Annotated in this window: 14 protein-coding genes, 1 pseudogene and 1 riboswitch; of the genes and pseudogenes, 9 read left to right on the forward strand and 6 right to left on the reverse strand. The window is 51.9% G+C overall.

Features of this window, described 5'->3' with window-relative positions:
• The 6 genes and pseudogenes from BZG73_RS03785 to BZG73_RS03810 all read right to left on the reverse strand — a co-directional run.
• Positions 1-288: hypothetical protein (locus BZG73_RS03785; protein ID WP_131826184.1), on the reverse strand; the 288-nt coding region annotated here is incomplete at its 3' end.
• A 221-nt stretch (positions 289-509) separates the two neighbouring features.
• Positions 510-1,007 (reverse strand): acetolactate synthase small subunit, encoded by a 498-nt coding sequence (gene ilvN / locus BZG73_RS03790; RefSeq protein ID WP_046074256.1) that lies wholly within the window; start codon positions 1,005-1,007, stop codon positions 510-512.
• The gene (locus BZG73_RS03795; protein ID WP_077606375.1) at positions 1,007-2,725 is read right to left on the reverse strand and encodes an acetolactate synthase 3 large subunit; all 1,719 of its coding nucleotides are present in this window, start codon (positions 2,723-2,725) and stop codon (positions 1,007-1,009) included. The genes ilvN and BZG73_RS03795 overlap by 1 nt, the downstream gene beginning before the upstream one ends.
• 418 nt (positions 2,726-3,143) lie before the next feature.
• Positions 3,144-4,930, reverse strand: a pseudogene (locus tag BZG73_RS03800) (AMP-dependent synthetase/ligase).
• A 171-nt stretch (positions 4,931-5,101) separates the two neighbouring features.
• Positions 5,102-6,229, reverse strand: coding sequence for an MJ1255/VC2487 family glycosyltransferase (locus BZG73_RS03805; protein ID WP_077667643.1), 1,128 nt, complete (start codon positions 6,227-6,229; stop codon positions 5,102-5,104).
• Positions 6,229-6,765: a phosphatase PAP2 family protein gene (locus BZG73_RS03810; RefSeq protein WP_046074260.1), complete on the reverse strand. Its 537-nt coding sequence runs from the start codon at positions 6,763-6,765 to the stop codon at positions 6,229-6,231. The genes BZG73_RS03805 and BZG73_RS03810 overlap by 1 nt, the downstream gene beginning before the upstream one ends.
• Before the next feature lie 524 nt (positions 6,766-7,289).
• On the opposite strand from BZG73_RS03810, the gene leuA reads away from it, so the two are divergent.
• From leuA to BZG73_RS03855, 9 genes are all read left to right on the forward strand, one after another.
• Positions 7,290-8,852 (forward strand): 2-isopropylmalate synthase, encoded by a 1,563-nt coding sequence (leuA, locus tag BZG73_RS03815; protein ID WP_046074261.1) that lies wholly within the window; start codon positions 7,290-7,292, stop codon positions 8,850-8,852.
• A gap of 2 nt (positions 8,853-8,854) precedes the next feature.
• Positions 8,855-9,949 (forward strand): 3-isopropylmalate dehydrogenase, encoded by a 1,095-nt coding sequence (gene leuB, locus BZG73_RS03820; RefSeq protein WP_046074262.1) that lies wholly within the window; start codon positions 8,855-8,857, stop codon positions 9,947-9,949.
• A gap of 21 nt (positions 9,950-9,970) precedes the next feature.
• On the forward strand, positions 9,971-11,392 hold the full coding sequence (gene leuC / locus BZG73_RS03825; protein ID WP_077667644.1) for a 3-isopropylmalate dehydratase large subunit: 1,422 nt from the start codon (positions 9,971-9,973) through the stop codon (positions 11,390-11,392).
• Positions 11,393-11,401: 9 nt separating this feature from the next.
• Positions 11,402-12,004, forward strand: a complete 603-nt coding sequence (gene leuD, locus BZG73_RS03830) for a 3-isopropylmalate dehydratase small subunit (protein WP_077606379.1) — start codon at positions 11,402-11,404, stop codon at positions 12,002-12,004.
• A gap of 142 nt (positions 12,005-12,146) precedes the next feature.
• On the forward strand, positions 12,147-12,938 hold the full coding sequence (locus BZG73_RS03835) for a DUF547 domain-containing protein (RefSeq protein ID WP_077667645.1): 792 nt from the start codon (positions 12,147-12,149) through the stop codon (positions 12,936-12,938).
• A gap of 38 nt (positions 12,939-12,976) precedes the next feature.
• Positions 12,977-13,078, forward strand: a riboswitch (TPP riboswitch).
• Positions 13,079-13,121: 43 nt separating this feature from the next.
• Positions 13,122-14,117, forward strand: coding sequence for a thiamine ABC transporter substrate binding subunit (thiB, locus tag BZG73_RS03840; protein ID WP_077667646.1), 996 nt, complete (start codon positions 13,122-13,124; stop codon positions 14,115-14,117).
• Between the two features lie 5 nt (positions 14,118-14,122).
• Positions 14,123-15,712 (forward strand): thiamine/thiamine pyrophosphate ABC transporter permease, encoded by a 1,590-nt coding sequence (gene thiP, locus BZG73_RS03845; RefSeq protein WP_046074267.1) that lies wholly within the window; start codon positions 14,123-14,125, stop codon positions 15,710-15,712.
• On the forward strand, positions 15,706-16,428 hold the full coding sequence (thiQ, locus tag BZG73_RS03850) for a thiamine ABC transporter ATP-binding protein (RefSeq protein WP_077667647.1): 723 nt from the start codon (positions 15,706-15,708) through the stop codon (positions 16,426-16,428). Before thiP ends, thiQ begins: the two co-directional genes overlap by 7 nt.
• Positions 16,429-16,476: 48 nt before the next feature.
• Positions 16,477-17,481: a GGDEF domain-containing protein gene (locus tag BZG73_RS03855; protein ID WP_046074269.1), complete on the forward strand. Its 1,005-nt coding sequence runs from the start codon at positions 16,477-16,479 to the stop codon at positions 17,479-17,481.
• The last annotated feature ends 34 nt before the right edge of the window (positions 17,482-17,515 follow it).

Raw genomic sequence — 17,515 nt, forward strand, 5'->3', positions numbered from 1 at the left:
AGATGAATCAGGGAAGGCCTCTTTTTCAAAGTCTCTTCGTAAATCTAATAATAGGTCTTCAAGTTCAGATAGGTAACCATACAATAAGGAATGTTTTGTTTGTTGCCTCCATTCTCCAATAGACAAATATGAAATATATGCTGCTGCCGCGGCACCAACACCAGACAGCGTGGTACCCATGGTATTGAAAAATGTAACGGCGGATTCACTGACTTGGAAATTTAAGCCAAACAGCATCCCGACCAACACTAATGCGAGAACAGATACGACAATTGGGGTGTTACTCATGATGCTTACCTACGTTTTTAGCCAGCTTGTTAGTCTAAACACCTGAAAAGACACAAACCACACTTTAGCAGTGGGGGAGCCGCAAAGTGTGGTTTGTTGCATGTGAGTAAGTTTTCTTGTAGTAGGGAAATCAGGTTGTGGCTACGAACCCAATACCATCATGGATGCCTTGCTTTCATGGTATATCATGCCATTTCTCTCACAACGATCAGTGGCTTTGGTTACTGACGCAACGCTCGCTCGCCGCGTGCGATGCCAACCACACCGCTGCGTGCCACCTCAATGATCTCGGTAATCTCACCGACCGCGCGAATAAAGGCATCTAACTTGTCACTGTCACCCGTCAACTGCACGGTGTAGAGCGAGTGCGTCACATCCACAATCTGACCGCGGAAAATATCGGCGGTGCGTTTTACCTCCGCGCGGGCAAAGCCGCTGGCTTTCACCTTCACCAACGCCAGCTCGCGCTCAATATGATCGCTTTCAGTCACATTGCTTACTTTCAGCACATCAATCAGCTTGTGCAGGTGCTTTTCGATTTGCTCGCGGTCCGCGTCGCTCACCACCGAGGTGGTGATATTCAAGCGCGATAAGGTTGCGTCATCCGTCGGTGACACCGTGAGTGATTCAATGTTGTAGCCACGCTGAGAGAATAAGCCCACCACGCGCGACAAGGCACCTGGCTCGTTTTCCATTAAAACCGATACAATACTGCGCATTAGGTTCTCTCCGTTTTGCTCAACCACATTTCATTCATCGCCCCACCGCGTACCTGCATCGGATAAACGTGCTCGGTTTCATCAACATTGATATCGACAAAGACCAAGCGATCTTTCATCGCCAGGGCTGCCTCTAAGCCCGCTTCCAGCTCGGACGGATGATTGATGCGCATCCCCACATGACCATAGGCCTCAGTGATCGCAGCGAAGTCCGGCACCGAGTCCATATAAGAGTGCGAGTGGCGGCCTTGATAAATCATGTCCTGCCATTGTTTGACCATCCCGAGGAAACGGTTGTTGAGGTTGACGATCACCACCGGAATGTCGTATTGCAATGCCGTCGACAGCTCCTGAATGTTCATTTGAATACTGCCATCACCGGTGACACACACCACCTGCGCGTCCGGCAGCGCAAACTTCACCCCCATGGCGGCGGGTAGCCCAAAGCCCATGGTGCCCAAGCCGCCGGAGTTAATCCAACGACGTGGTTTATCAAACGGATAATAGAGTGCCGCAAACATTTGATGCTGGCCGACGTCTGAGGTCACATACGCCTCGCCATGGGTGAGGCGATACAAGGTTTCAATCACTTGCTGGGGTTTAATCCGCTCAGGATCAGCGACATATTGCAAACATTGGCGCTCACGCCAAATCTGAATATTGTGCCACCAGGTGCTGATCGCATCGCTGTCGTTATTGCCGCCTTGCTCCACCAGCAATTTGAGCATGCTATTTAATACCGCATCCGCCGAGCCGACGATGGGAATATCTGCGGCCACGGTTTTAGAAATGCTGGAAGGATCCACATCAATGTGCATGATGGTGGCATCGGGGCAGTATTTTTCTAGATTGTTGGTGGTACGATCGTCAAAACGAACACCAATACCAAAAATCAGATCGGCTTGGTGCATAGCCATGTTCGCTTCGTAGGTGCCATGCATGCCCAGCATCCCTAGCGCGTGATCATGGGTGCCGGGAAACGCCCCCAGCCCCATCAAGGTGCTAACGACGGGGATGTTTAGACTTTCTGACAACTGGCGAATTTGCTCGCCGCAGTCGGCCATGATGGCCCCACCACCGACGTATAGCACCGGCTTTTTCGCTGCCAGTAGCGCTTTTAAGCCACGTTTGATCTGACCTTTGTGCCCTGACGTGGTCGGGTTGTAAGAGCGCATACGCACACTGTCAGGATACTGATACGGATGCTTTTGCGCCGGATTCAGCATGTCTTTGGGGATGTCCACCACCACAGGGCCAGGACGTCCTGTCGCGGCAAGATAAAAAGCTTTTTTTACAATATTGGGAATATCTTCGGCGCGCTGGACTAAAAAGCTGTGTTTGACCACCGGGCGGGAGATCCCCACCATGTCACACTCTTGGAAGGCATCATTACCAATCAGGCCGCTCATGACTTGGCCAGAAAACACCACCATGGGGATCGAGTCCATATACGCGGTGGCAATGCCGGTAATGGCATTGGTTGCCCCTGGGCCTGACGTGACCAGAACCACGCCCACTTCCCCCGTGGCGCGCGCATAACCATCGGCCATGTGTACCGCGGCTTGTTCGTGGCGCACCAACACATGGTCGATATCACTTTTTTCGTGTAATGCGTCGTAAATATCCAGTACCGACCCGCCTGGATAGCCAAAAATATGTTTTACACCTTGATCGATCATGGAGCGCACGATCATCTCGGCACCGGATAACATTTCCACTCTACGCCTCCCTGTTTGCATAGTTAGGACTTACTTTTAGCCTAATCCTGCCCCTTACTCTTGGATGTACTGGTGGTCACTCACCACGCGGACATCTGAACCAAATACTGGCGGTAAGGCGGCGTTAGATTGTCACTTGGCCTGCTTCGGATGAAGCTGCAATCAATGTAACGTTTTATTTGCAAAACTGTCTATTAGCTAATCAGTATTTACATTTTTAATCTAAATGTTGAGTGAATGTTGCTGGTTTACGCTGACCACGGGGGAATAAATTGGAAACATCCACTATAAAATCGACACTTTGCCAGATTTGCTATTCAGGCGTGGGGAGGAAAAAGGGGGAAAAGGCATACAAATAACGAAAACAAAGGAAGATTCTCAGCCATGAGAAACCTTCCCCCGCTTTGATGCATCAGGACTAACGTTGATACATGGTGTCAATGTGATGTTGGTAACGTGAAAGGATCACTTTGCGGCGCAGTTTCATGGTCGGCGTGAGCTCGCCACTGTGCATGCAAAAGCCCTGTGGCAACAAGGTAAAGCGTTTGACTTGCTCAAATTTGGCCAATTCATGTTGTAAGCTCTGCAAACGCTTTTCAAACAAGGCCACGACATCGGCGTGTTTTAGCAGCTCTTTGCGATTTTGATATTCGATATTGGCCGCCCGCGCCCACTCTTCTAAGGCATCGAAGCAAGGCACAATCAAGGCCGATACAAAATGACGCGCCTCGGCCACCACCGCAATCTGATCGATAAAATGATCGCGCACCAAAGCGCCTTCCACCCGCTGTGGTGCGATGTACTTACCGCCTGAGGTTTTCATCAACTCTTTGATTCGGTCAGTGATAAATACGTTGCCCTTGGCATCAAGATACCCCGCATCGCCGGTTTTCAAAAAGCCATCCTCGGTAAAGGTGGCGGCAGTCGCATCAGGCTGATTAAAGTAACCCCGCATTACCATCGGCCCACGGACTTGAATTTCATCGTCCGTCCCAATTCGCACCTCTGCCCCTGGCATCGGATGGCCAATCGATTGGGGATCAAAGCGGGTATCGTCCCAGCAAGAAACCGTGGCGGTGGTTTCGGTCATGCCATAACCGAGCTTGACGTTAATGCCTATCGCGTGGAAAAACGCGCCGATTTCGGGGTCAAGACGCGCCCCACCGCATGGCATCAAACGCATCTTGCCACCTATAGCGCACGTAACTTACTGAGCACCAGCTTGTCGGCCAACGCCAATTGCCATTGCTGACACCAAGACGGAGACTGGCCGGTGCGTAATTGCGCAGCATGACGCTCACCTTGGCGCAGTGCCCATCGGAATAAATGCGGTTTAACGCCGGTGGCCCGACTGAGTTTGTCGTGGATAGCGCCATGGATTTTTTCATAAAAACGCGGTACCGCACACATTACCGTCGGTTTGACCTCGGCCAATGCATCACGCACCTGAAGCGGGTTGGAGAGATAGCAATTGACCGCCCCGCGGTGAAGGACGTAATAGCTCCATGCGCGCTCAAACACATGAGAAAGCGGCAAAAAGGCCAAAGAGACATCATCGGGGCTTAGTGCCAATACTTGATCGTGCACATCCAACTGCGCCGCCACATTGGCATAATCCAGCATCACCCCTTTCGGATCGCCCGTAGTGCCGGAGGTATAAATCAAGGTGGTCAGATCGTCCATGCATCGTCCGTCAATGCGCGCGTCTAACTCGGCTTGATAGCCGCGATCGTCTTGCAATAGCCAGCTGGCCCAATCCCACACCTTGGGATGCGCGGGAACCGCCGTCTCTTGACTTAGGGCAACCACCCCTTTGACGTTGGGGCAGTGTTCAAGGGCAGTAACCGCGCTCTCCAGTTGTTCGTCACCGGCAAAAATCCACTGTACGTCTGCATCATTGATAATGTGTGCGGCTTGCTGGGCGGTGCTAGTTGCGTAAATCGGCACAGGTACGGCGCGAATTTGCAACGCGGCATAGTCCAACATTGCCCATTTTTCGCTGTTCGGCGCAAAAATGGCGACGGTTTGCTGCACCTGACAGCCAGCGTTGAGTAAGCAGCGTGACAGCTGATCGATGCGTTCGCCTAGCTGGCGCCAACTAATGCTTATCCATTGCGTGTCTTGTTGGAAGCGGATTGCTTCGCGTTCATTTTGGGCGGCAATCTGATCGCGAATGCGCGTGACGATATGGTTTTGGGTGTTCACGGAGTCTCTCTTGGCTCGCCGTTTGGCGAACACATGTACGCTCAATAATGACAGCGAGTTTACCGAGCGCACCATCAAACTCAAGAGAAATTGAGTGAATGCTCTAGCAAAAATGTAAAAACGTGATTCAGCCTTGTGGAAGCAGCTTATCGGCGCGCGCCGCACATCGCACTACCGAATCAAGCGTTGCAACCTGAGTGGGTGTGGATCCATGCGCATTGATGAGCGATTAAAGTCCAAAATCGACTCCTCAACCGTTTCTGGATAGTCAACCTGATCCCATAGATGGTGAAACAGGCTACGTGTCTGATTTAACTCTCCTTTTACCAGCCACTCCGCCAATGCTTGAGCAACATCTGGGTACCCAATCGCGCCCACCGCCGGTGCCTGCAGCCATTCACGTACCGCGCTCGCATTCAAGCTATCCATACTGTGTGCTAGCCCAAGCTGAGAAAGTGTTGCGACATTACTCAACTGTTCAAACTGACCAGACAATGGCTTTAAAAGGAGCTTTTTCCCTAAACTTAATGCCTCCGATGGAAGCTCAAATCCCCCATTTGCGATCACGCCCTGGCACTGATGCAGCGCCGTGTGAAAGCTTTCTTTGCCTAAGGGCATTAGCGTAAGGTTTTCACGTTGGTAGGGGGCATTAACCTCGGGGTGAAAGCAGATAAAAGGTTGGCTAAAGCGCAACAGAAGCTCACTGACTGCAGATAAAGATTCAAAGGGGAGATACACCAGCACCGCCCTCTCCGCAGTGGACGATGTCACCGCTTTATCTACCGGAGTGGTATCAATAATTGGGGGTAAAATCGGTTGGTTAAAGTGATACCAATGCAAGCCAATGGCATAGTCGGTTGGCGCAAAATAACGCATGATCATGCGATTGATCAGCGTTTCCCCATGTTTGGGCACCGCGTGAGAAAACGCCGCTTGGTGGCTGATGGCCACCGATGGCACCCCTTGCCGGCGCGACGCCCACGCACTGATGGGTTCAAAATCAGAGATAACCTTATCGTAGCCTGATACATCAAGCTGGCGAATATCGCGTCGTAGCTGTGTAAAACGATTGTGTCGCGCGGTGGCTAACATATCAATTTTGCCATCACGGCTGACAAAGCTCATGCCGGTGAACGTGCGAAAGTCACCAAATGGCGCCATATCAAAATAACGCTCGGCTGGCCGCCCAGAAAAAACAAAATCGACCTCGACATCGTATCCGGCCAAGGCACGAGCCATGGCGCGGGCTCGCGATATATGCCCGTTACCGGTTCCCTGAACACCGTATAAAAGCTTCATTAAATACCTGTTATTCCGTAAAGATCGAAAGTGATACTGTGTGCCAACGTCGCGCACAGCAGCCCTAACCCAGCGCCAACCACGATATCGCTCACAAAGTGCACGCCCAGTAACACGCGCGAAATACCGATTAGGCTGGCCCAGATGAACACCAAAAGGGTTAACGAAGGAAAAAAGGTGCTCAGCAATGAGGCCATGAGAAAAGCCGCGGCCGTGTGGCCTGATGGCATACTGTAAAGATCGGAAGGCGTGATAAAGGCAGGTAACTGCGAAGGACGTGCGCGCCGAAAGCTGCGTTTAAGTACCCAATAGATCGGGAGTTCGATGGCAAAAGCCGTCAATCCTGTGAGCAAAAACCAGAGCCCGACCGCCTCATGAAGCCACCATGCAGTAAAGCCAATCACCAGATAGAGTGGCCCGTCACCTGAACGGGAAACGGCACGGGCTATTTTCGCTGTGCCAGCGCTAAAGCGGTGAGATAAACACAGTGTCGACACCGTGTGGTCGAAGCGTTGAATCGCGGTAAAGCTTCTCATCCTGCCTCCCAATGCGGCGAGCTGATGGTTAAACTCTAGTCAGCCGGTATGACAGGTCGGTGACGTTATTGGGTCATCTCGATGAATTTACGTCGCCGCTTGAGCTCAGGCACGTTGGGACAAGTAAAAATAATGAAGACTGGACAAAGCCGCGCCAGAGCACAGTACAAAAATCTAACTTTTAGTTTTAAAACCAGTTTAATTAACCAGTTTTTTACCATTATATTGCGCAGAAAACGGGTTTTGTTTTTTTCAGATTGACGCTTTCCCCATCGCTCTGTTATTTCTGGTAACAGAATATTTACTGACGGACATCAGCATGACACTGTTTCACCTACGCCTCATCCTCCTCCTTATCGTGACCCAGTCGCGCGGGTAGGTTTTGGGCAGAAAACAGTGAATGCCAAATCTCAAAAACCCGCGCCAGACGCGGGTTTTTTTGTATCTAACGTCGCCAAAATAACATCAAGCGCCAATTAAAGAGCCCTTCAAAGCGGCCAAGCAAACACAACAGGGAGTCACCCATGAGCGAGAACAGCCAAGTCATTCTGTTTGATACCACCTTACGCGACGGCGAGCAGGCGCTGTCAGCAAGTTTAACCGTCAAAGAGAAATTGCAGATCGCCCAAGCCTTGGACCGCTTGAAGATAGACATTATTGAAGCCGGTTTTCCGGTCTCCTCACCGGGCGATTTTGAATCCGTGCGCACCATTGCCGAGCACATGCAACATGCACGTGTCTGTGCCTTGTCTCGCGCGGTTCCTAAAGACATAGATGTGGCCGCCGAATCCCTCAAAGCCGCTGACGCCTTTCGTATCCACACTTTTTTGTCCACCTCAACCATCCATGTCAAAGATAAGCTTCGCCGCAGCTACGATGACGTGGTCGAGATGGGGGTGCGCGCCGTTAAGCATGCACGCCAATACACGGACGATGTGGAGTTTTCCTGCGAAGATGCCGGGCGCACCCCGATAGATAATCTGTGCCGTATGGTCGAAGCGGCGATTGATGCCGGTGCGACCACCGTCAATATCCCAGATACGGTGGGTTACACAGTGCCGAGTGAATTCGGCGATATCATTGCGACCTTGTTTAACCGCGTACCGAATATCGACAAAGCCGTGATCTCTGTCCATTGTCATGATGACTTAGGGATGTCGGTCGCCAACTCTATTGCCGCGGTTCAAGCCGGCGCTCGCCAAGTGGAAGGCACTATCAATGGCATCGGTGAACGTGCGGGGAACTGCGCGCTGGAAGAGATTGCGATGATCTTGAAAACCCGCGCTGACTTGTTAGGCGTAGAAACAGGATTGAACCACACCGAAATTGCCCGCACCAGCAAGTTAGTTAGTCAGCTTTGCAACATGCCAATCCAACCCAATAAAGCCGTGGTCGGTGCCAATGCCTTTAGCCACTCCTCCGGCATCCACCAAGATGGCATGCTGAAAAACAAAAACACCTACGAAATCATGACCCCAGAGTCGATTGGTTTGGGCAAAAAGGCGCTTAATCTGACCAGCCGTTCCGGCCGTGCCGCAGTGAAAAGCCACATGGATAACCTTGGCTACGACCAACAAGATTACGATTTAGACACCTTGTATCAATCTTTCTTGCAGCTGGCAGATCGTAAAGGTCAGGTGTTCGATTATGACTTAGAAGCCTTGATGTTCTTCAACAACCTCAAAGAAGAGGACGACTTCTACAAGCTGAACTATTTAGGCGTGCAATCGGGCAGCCTAATGGCGACCACCAGCATCAAGTTGCAATGTGGCGACGAAGAGAAACGCGAGGCGGCGATTGGTAACGGCCCCGTCGATGCCCTTTATCAGTGCATCTACCGCATTACCGGCTATGACATTGAACTGGATAAATTCGATCTGACCGCCAAAGGGGAAGGAGAAGATGGTCTCGGCCAAGCCGACATCATTGCTAACTACAAGGGCCGTAAATATCACGGCACCGGGGTGTCGACCGACATTATCGAAGCCTCAGGTGAAGCGCTACTGCATGTGATCAATGCCATTTATCGCGCCGACAAAATCGCCCAGATTAAGGAACAATCCCACTTAAAACAGGAGACAGTATAACCATGGCCAGCGCACATCAGATTGCTATTTTGCCCGGTGACGGTATCGGCCCCGAAGTCATGACGCAAGCCGAGAAGGTGCTTGATGCGGTTAGCGAGCGATTCTCACTCACTTTGGAACGTCACCACTATCCTGTGGGCGGTGCCGCGATTGATGCCCATGGCTCGCCGCTGCCCGCACAAACCTTGGCTGGGTGTGAAAAAGCCGATGCAATTTTATTTGGTTCAGTGGGCGGCCCAAAGTGGGAGCATTTACCGCCAACCGAGCAACCTGAGCGCGGTGCCTTGCTGCCATTACGCAAACACTTTGGGCTGTTTTGTAACTTGCGTCCGGCACAAATCCACACTGGTCTCGAAGGCTTTTGCCCGCTGCGCGCCGACATTGCCGACAAAGGCTTTAACATCGTGGTGGTGCGAGAGCTAACCGGTGGGATTTACTTTGGTGAGCCCAAAGGACGTGAAGGTGAAGGCCGCGAGGAAAAAGCGTTTGATACGGAAGTTTATCATCGCTATGAAATTGAGCGTATCGCCCGCATTGCCTTCCAATCGGCTCAGTTGCGTAATAAGCAAGTGTGCTCAATCGATAAAGCCAATGTACTGCAAAGCTCAATGCTATGGCGTGAAGTGGTGGAAGAGGTGGCCAAGGACTATCCGGATGTCCACTTGAGCCATATGTATATCGACAACGCCACCATGCAGCTGATTAAAGACCCGTCACAATTTGATGTGATGCTGTGCTCGAACATTTTCGGCGACATCATCTCCGATGAGTGCGCAATGATCACCGGCTCAATGGGCATGCTGCCATCTGCGAGCTTGAACGCGAGTAAATTTGGTTTGTATGAGCCCGCCGGCGGCTCTGCCCCCGATATTGCGGGTAAAAATATCGCCAACCCAGTGGCGCAAATTCTCTCCGCCGCGCTAATGTTACGCTACTCGTTAGGCGAAGAAGACGCGGCCTGTGCGATTGAGCATGCGGTCAGCCAAGCACTGGCGGCCGGTGAGCTGACCGCTGATCTGGCGGGCAACCATCCTGCCCTCAGTACCGAACAAATGGGCGATCGTATCGCCGCCTATATCCGCCAAGGCGCAGAATAATTACCCGTAAGGATACGAGCTATGTCGAATGCAAACACCCAGCAAGGCGCCAAGACCTTGTACGAAAAAATTCATCAAGCCCATATTGTCACCGAGCAGCCCGGCGAAGCGCCGCTGCTGTATATCGACCGCCATTTGGTGCACGAAGTGACCTCACCACAAGCCTTTGATGGTCTGCGGGAAAAAGGGCGTCCGGTGCGCCAAGTGAGTAAAACCTTCGCCACCATGGATCACAATGTCTCCACCGAAACCAAAGACATTAACGCGTCAGGGGAAATGGCGCGTATCCAAATGGAAACACTGGCCAAAAACTGCGAAGAGTTCGGTGTCACCCTGTATGACTTGAATCACCCTTACCAAGGCATTGTGCATGTGATGGGCCCCGAACTTGGTATTACCCTGCCCGGCACCACCATCGTCTGTGGTGACTCCCACACCGCAACCCACGGCGCTTTTGGTGCACTGGCCTTTGGCATTGGTACCTCAGAAGTCGAGCACGTGCTGGCCACCCAAACGCTCAAGCAATCCCGCGCCCGCACGATGAAAATTGAAGTCACGGGCAAAACCGCCCCCGGGATCACTGCCAAAGATATTGTCCTAGCCATTATTGGCAAGGTCGGTCATGCCGGCGGCACCGGGCATGTGGTGGAGTTTTGCGGGGACGCAATCACCGACTTGTCGATGGAAGGGAGAATGACGGTGTGCAACATGGCAATCGAATTAGGCGCCAAAGCTGGCCTGATCGCCCCGGATGACACCACCTTTGCCTATTTAAAAGACAAGAAATTTGCCCCGAAAGGCGAGCAATGGCAGCAAGCAATCGCCTATTGGCAAACCTTGCATTCGGACGCCGATGCGCAGTTTGATCGCGTGGTCACCCTCGATGGCAGTCAAATTCACCATCAAGTGACCTGGGGCACCAACCCCGGCCAAGTGGTCAGTGTGCATGATACCGTGCCTGCCCCAGAGACAATGAACGATCCGATTGAACGTCACTCGGCAGAACGCGCATTAAAATATATGGGGCTGACACCCGGCCAAGCCATCAACCAAATCCGTATCGATAAAGTCTTTATTGGCTCTTGCACCAACTCACGGATTGAAGACATGCGTGCGGCCGCCGCAGTCGCCAAAGGGCGACGTGTGGCAGAGGGCGTGCATGCCATGGTGGTGCCAGGCTCCGAGCAAGTGCGGGCACAGGCGGAGCAAGAAGGGCTGGATGTCATTTTCCGTGACGCTGGCTTTGAATGGCGCTTGCCCGGCTGCTCAATGTGTTTGGCGATGAATAATGATCGCTTAGGCCCCAAAGAGCGCTGCGCCTCCACCAGTAACCGCAACTTTGAAGGGCGTCAAGGCCGTGAAGGCCGCACCCACTTGGTCAGCCCAGCCATGGCCGCAGCGGCGGCGATTGCGGGCCATTTTGTCGACGTTAACCAATTATAAGGAGGCCTTATGTCAGGCATACACACTCATACCGGCATTGTTGCCCCGTTGGATGCGGCGAACGTCGATACCGATGCGATCATTCCTAAGCAGTTTTTGCAAAAAGTCACCCGCACCGGCTTTGGGCAGCACCTGTTTCACGATTGGCGCTTTTTAGACGATGCGGGCCAGCAACCGAACCCCGAGTTCGTGCTTAACCAAGCACGTTACCAAGGCGCTAGCGTCTTGCTCACCCGCGAGAATTTTGGCTGTGGCTCATCCCGCGAGCATGCGCCTTGGGCGCTGGATGATTACGGGTTTAAAGTGATTATCGCCCCCAGTTTTGCCGATATTTTCTATGGCAACTGCATTAATAACCAAATGGTGCCGGTGACCCTTGAAGAAGGCCAAATCGATGCTTTATTTACGTATGTGGCAGAAAATGAAGGCGCGACTGTAACGCTAGATTTGCCCGCCCAAACCATCCGTGCCGGTGAACACTGCTTTGCCTTCCAGATGGATGATTTTCGCCGTCATTGCCTGTTGGAAGGGTTAGATAGCATCGGTCTGACGTTGCAGCACGAAGCCGATATCTCACGCTTTGAAAAACAAATACCAGACTTTTTGGTGTAATACGCCCTCCAAGAACGCCAATAAGCGCGGTGTTACCCGTACTTATTGGCGCTTCAACCCATTTTTTCCATCCTCAATGAAACCAACCGCTGACTCGCTTGGTCTAGTCTCAAAGAAGGTTTGATCGCATTAAGGACTGGCAATGCAAAAACATTTGGTAATTCTGCTCTGGTTAGTGTTTCCGATCATCAGCCAAGCCGCGCCCAAAGCGGATTACTGGGCAATGTGGGATGCCCATAACCCTGACAGCCAAGCCACGTTTACCCATCACAGCTGGCAAGTGTTACTCGATAAGTATTTGCAATCTCAGGGGCAGCACACCTTATTTAACTATGCCGCGGTCACGGATAACGACAAAGCAACCCTCGACCATTACATTGACATGCTCACCGCGCGCGACCCACGTACCCTGACCAAAGACGAGCAATACGCGTATTGGGTTAACCTCTATAATGCGGTCACGGTAAAACTGATTATCGCCGACTACCCGGTCCGTTCCATCACCAAACTCGGTGGGCTATTTAGCTTTGGCCCTTGGGATGATGAAGTGGTTACCGTCGCTGGCGAGCCGCTCACTTTAAACGATATCGAACACCGGATTTTACGCCCGCTTTGGCAAGATCCGCGTACCCACTATGCGGTTAACTGTGCCAGCCTTGGCTGTCCTAACCTTCAGCCACAAGCCTTTCAAGCAAGTGCACTTGATGCACAGCTCGAGCACGCCGCCTATACCTTCATTAACAGTGATAAAGGCGTGAGTCAGCAAGGGGAAAAATGGCGAGTTTCCTCAATTTATGAGTGGTTTGAAGCTGACTTTGGTGGCGATAAGCAAGGCGTGATCGCTCACATAAACCAGTATCGCGATATTCCATTGCCACAAGAGGCAACACTGGAATACAACTACAACTGGGACCTTAACCAACTCGGCAACTAAAAGGCTTGGTTAACCCTAAGCCAATCAGTACAATACCACCGTACTCATTGGGGAGCCTCACGGCTGAGATTGCGCACTGCGCTAGACCCATCGAACCTGATCCAGCTAACACTGGCGTAGGGATTGAGACTTGATGTTGCCATCAACTTGCCTCAACACCCACGCCCAACTTAGGAGCGTGCTGTGAAAGTTTTTACCTCTGTTCTCACTCTGGTTTCTTTATCGCTATTATCACTCGGCGCCCGCGCCGCGGACCCGCTTACTGTCTATACCTATGACTCCTTTATTGCTGAATGGGGGCCGGGGCCTAAAATTAAAGCGAAATTTGAACAGCAATGCGATTGCCAACTTGAGTTTGTGTCTCTCGACGATGGGGCCGCCTTACTTAATCGCCTGCGCATTGAAGGAGAAACCACCCAAGCCGATATCGTACTCGGTATGGATACCAACTTAATGAAAGAAGCCGAGCGCAGTGGGATTGTTGCCGAGCACGCGGTCAATACCGAGCGCCTGCAAGTGCCTGGCGGGTGGGATAACAAATACTTTATCCCTTACGATTACGGCTATTTTGCCTTTGTGTATGACACTACTCGTTTGCTCGACCCACCCAAAAGCCTCAAAGCCTTGATTGAGGAGCGCGATGACATCAGTGTGATTTACCAAGATCCGCGCGTATCAACGGTCGGCCAGGGGCTAATGCTTTGGATCCAAAAAGTGTACGGCGATAATAATCAACAAGCATGGCGCGATCTTGCCGATAACACGATCACTGTGACCAAAGGCTGGACCGAAGCTTACAACATGTTCCTCAATAAAGAAGCGGACATGGTGCTCTCTTACACCACCTCGCCGGCTTACCACTTAGTGGCCGATGAAGACGATCGCTTTGCCGCCGCTATGTTTGAAGAGGGGCACTATATGCAAATCGAAGTCGCCGCTAAATCAGCCTATACCGATCAGCCGGAACGTGCGGATGCGTTTTTACAATTTATGCTCAGTGATGCGGCACAGTCGGTGATCCCAACCACTCAGTGGATGTATCCGGTCACCGATGTCAACTTGCCTGATGTCTTCTACACCTTGGACAAACCGCAAGAGAGCTTGCTGTATCAGCCTGATGAAGTGATGGGCAATCGCCAGCAATGGGTGCGTGACTGGCAAACCGCGCTGGTTGAATAGCCAAGATGCTCAACCCTTCTCGAACCTGGCCGGGCAGTATTGCGGCCAGCTTGGTCGTGGCTTTGATTGGCAGCGCACTCTGGGCGTTATTCTCTCACAGCCACGATTTGTCACTTGCCTCCTTATGGCAAGATACCTACTTGCGTCATGTCACCTACTTTAGTTTTAAACAGGCCGCTTTATCCGTCGTACTTAGCGTTGGGCTAGCAGTGCCAGTCGCTCATGCGCTGTCTCGCCGACAATTTCCAGCAAAGGCATGGCTGCTGAAGTTATTCGCCATGACCTTGGTGCTGCCGGTCTTGGTGGGAGTATTTGGACTGGTTGCTATCTATGGCCGTAGTGGCTGGATTGCACAAGCTTTCGCGCACTTCGATGCGGCTATGCCGTTTTCTATTTATGGCTTAAGTGGCATTTTACTCGCCCATGTGTTTTTTAATCTCCCTTTTTCCGCCCAATTAATGGTGCAAGCCTTAGAGGGGATCCCAGCCGATCAACGCCGTCTTGCTACCCAGCTAGGGCTCAAAGGCTGGCAACGTTTTAAGCACCTAGAATGGCCGTATCTACGCCAAAGCTTGCCTCATATCGTGGGGCTAGTATTTATGTTGTGCTTTACCAGCTTCGCGACTGTCATGGCACTGGGCGGCGGGCCGAAAGCGACGACCATCGAGCTGGCCATTTACCAAGCCATTCATTTTGATTTCGATTTACAAACGGGTGCTGTCCTCGCGCTGTGGCAAATGCTGCTATGCGGGGCCATCGCATTTACCGTGCAAACCTTGACGCGCCCGCTGCCGAGCACACCCAGTGAAGTGCTGCCGCTGCCTGCGTCTTTGGATAGCCGTGCGGCCAAGTGTTGGGATGGCCTTTGGATTGGCCTCGTTTTGCTACTGGTGTTACCGCCTCTCGGCGTGGTGATTGCACGCGGGTTGAACCCCAGCGCATTAGCGGTGCTCGGCGATAGCGCATTGTGGCAAGCAACTCTGCACTCGCTGTTCATTGCCACGGGCGCTACCACCTTTGCTTTTGTGTTAGCCGTGGCGGTGATCTTAGCCAGTCGGCACTGGCGCTTACATGGACGAAAAAAACAGGCGGATGGGATAGAAACGCTAGGTGCCATCATCCTGGTAGTGCCAAGTATCGTGCTCAGTACCGGGCTTTTTTTGCTGTTTCGCCAGTTTAGTAACGTATTCAGCTTAGCGCTGTGGCTGGTAATGACCGTGAACGCCCTAATGGCGCTGCCTTATCTTATCAAGGTCTTGAGTGCCCCCGCCTTCCAGCTCGCTCAGTCATACCATAACTTGTGCGCCACCTTAGGCGTCAGAGGCATCACGCGTTTACGTCTGATTGAGTGGGACTGTTTACGTGCACCTATTGCGCGCGGTGTCGCGGTGAGTTTTGTGTTATCCATGGGCGATCTCAGTGCCATCTCCTTATTTGGTAGTCAAAACTTTCAAACCCTGCCCCTGTATTTGTTTCGCTTAATGGGCAGTTACCAAATGGAAGCGGGCGCCGCCGCGGCGATGCTGTTACTGCTCACCAGCTTGGGGTGTTATGCCCTACTGACGCGCCTTATCCAATGGAGACACGCATGTTAACGATTTCCGATGTTCAGTATAGTTACCAACAAGATTGGATGACCTTTGATGCCCATATCGCCCCTGGAGAGATTGTGGCCGTGCTCGGGCCCAGCGGGGCAGGCAAAAGCACCTTACTATCACTGATTGCCGGGTTGATTGCCCCTGATAGTGGCGAGATTGCTATTGATGGTAAGCCAGTGACAACAACCCCCGCCCACCAGCGGCCACTGTCTATCTTGTTCCAAGAGCATAATGTCTTTACCCATTTGTCGGTGTTCGACAATATGGCGATTGGCTTATCACCATCACTGAAACTCACCGCTACCCAGCGGGAAAACATTGAACAGGCAGCGCAATCGGTCGGCTTAAGCGACTATCTCTCTCGCCTACCCGGCCAATTGTCAGGCGGGCAACGACAACGTATCGCACTGGGTAGAAGCATCGCACGCAACCAACCTTTATTGCTGCTCGATGAGCCCTTCTCCGCACTCGATCCCGCGCTAAAAAAAGACATGCTGATGCTAGTTAAGCGTACCGCCCAAGCGCAAGGCACTACCGTGGTGATGGTCACCCACCACCCTGAAGATGCTCAAGCCATTGCCTCTCAGTTTCTTTATCTAGATGAGGGAAAAGTCTGTCTTCACCGTCCGGTTGAGGCGCTCAACCATCCACCCGCGATGATGCAAAGTTACATGGGCACCGCTGACGATTCGTTCCGGGTGGCATCCCCCTGATAGACTTCTATACTAAGGAAAACACGGAAGAATCCAAGGAGGCGCCTTGTGGCCGCCAGCAGCATCCAGATCCTCGACTCGATTGTCGACTTTACCGCTAAAACGGAAGTCGATGCGATTACTAAAAGCTTGCTGACCTCAATTACCGAGCTTACCCCAGTGAGTGAAGTGGTGCTGCTTGATTACTGCGCCGATATGCAGCCTGCCTTCACGGTATTAGGCACAAATGACAACAGCGCTTTTCAGCAAGAGAACATCCATCAAATTGACGCGCTGCTTGCAGAGTGCCTGGCGACACAAGCGGTGACTCAACACCATACCAATGATCATGTATTGATTGCTGTCCCCATTTATTACGAAAAAGAAGAAGGTGTGAACGGTGTTTTATGCGGCCGCGCCACAGATCTCAGCCAGGAACAACGTGCTCTAGTGGCAGGATTGACGCGTATTTACGAGAACTATCAGCAGATTATCATGGCCAGCGAGCGTGACAGTTTCACCAGCTTATTTAATCGCAAAGTCCTCTCTAAAAAGCTGGATCTTATTTGTGATCGCCTAGCACAAAGCGAGGCGACATCAGATAGTGACTCCGACAGCTCGCTCTCACCTTGGGTGTGTATTTTCGATGTTGATCACTTTAAGCAAATCAATGATAACTTTGGTCATGTATTTGGTGACGAGGTCATCTTGTTACTGGCTTCATTGATGCGCCAGACCTTCTCGTCACAAGACACCTTGTTCCGGTATGGCGGCGATGAATTTGTGGTGCTGTTTCAGCCCTGCTCGCGGGCGATGGCAGAGCAAAAAGCCAACACCTTTATTGCTAATGTCAACGCTCGAGATTTTGGTGCCGCTCAGACCGTGACTATTTCCATGGGCGCGACACGAATTGAACGTGGACAACTCAGTACCAGCACCATCTTAGGCAATGCGGATCAAGCGCTCTATCACGCCAAACAAAACGGCCGTAACCAAGTCGCTTTTTATGATGACTTACTGCAATCTGGGGTGATAAAAACCTTTGTCGCCGAGGACGATGTTGAATTGTTTTAGCTCATGGAGAAAGGTGGCGGCTTGATGACCACCA

This window comes from Salinivibrio siamensis (assembly GCF_001996005.1).
Lineage (GTDB): Bacteria > Pseudomonadota > Gammaproteobacteria > Enterobacterales > Vibrionaceae > Salinivibrio > Salinivibrio siamensis.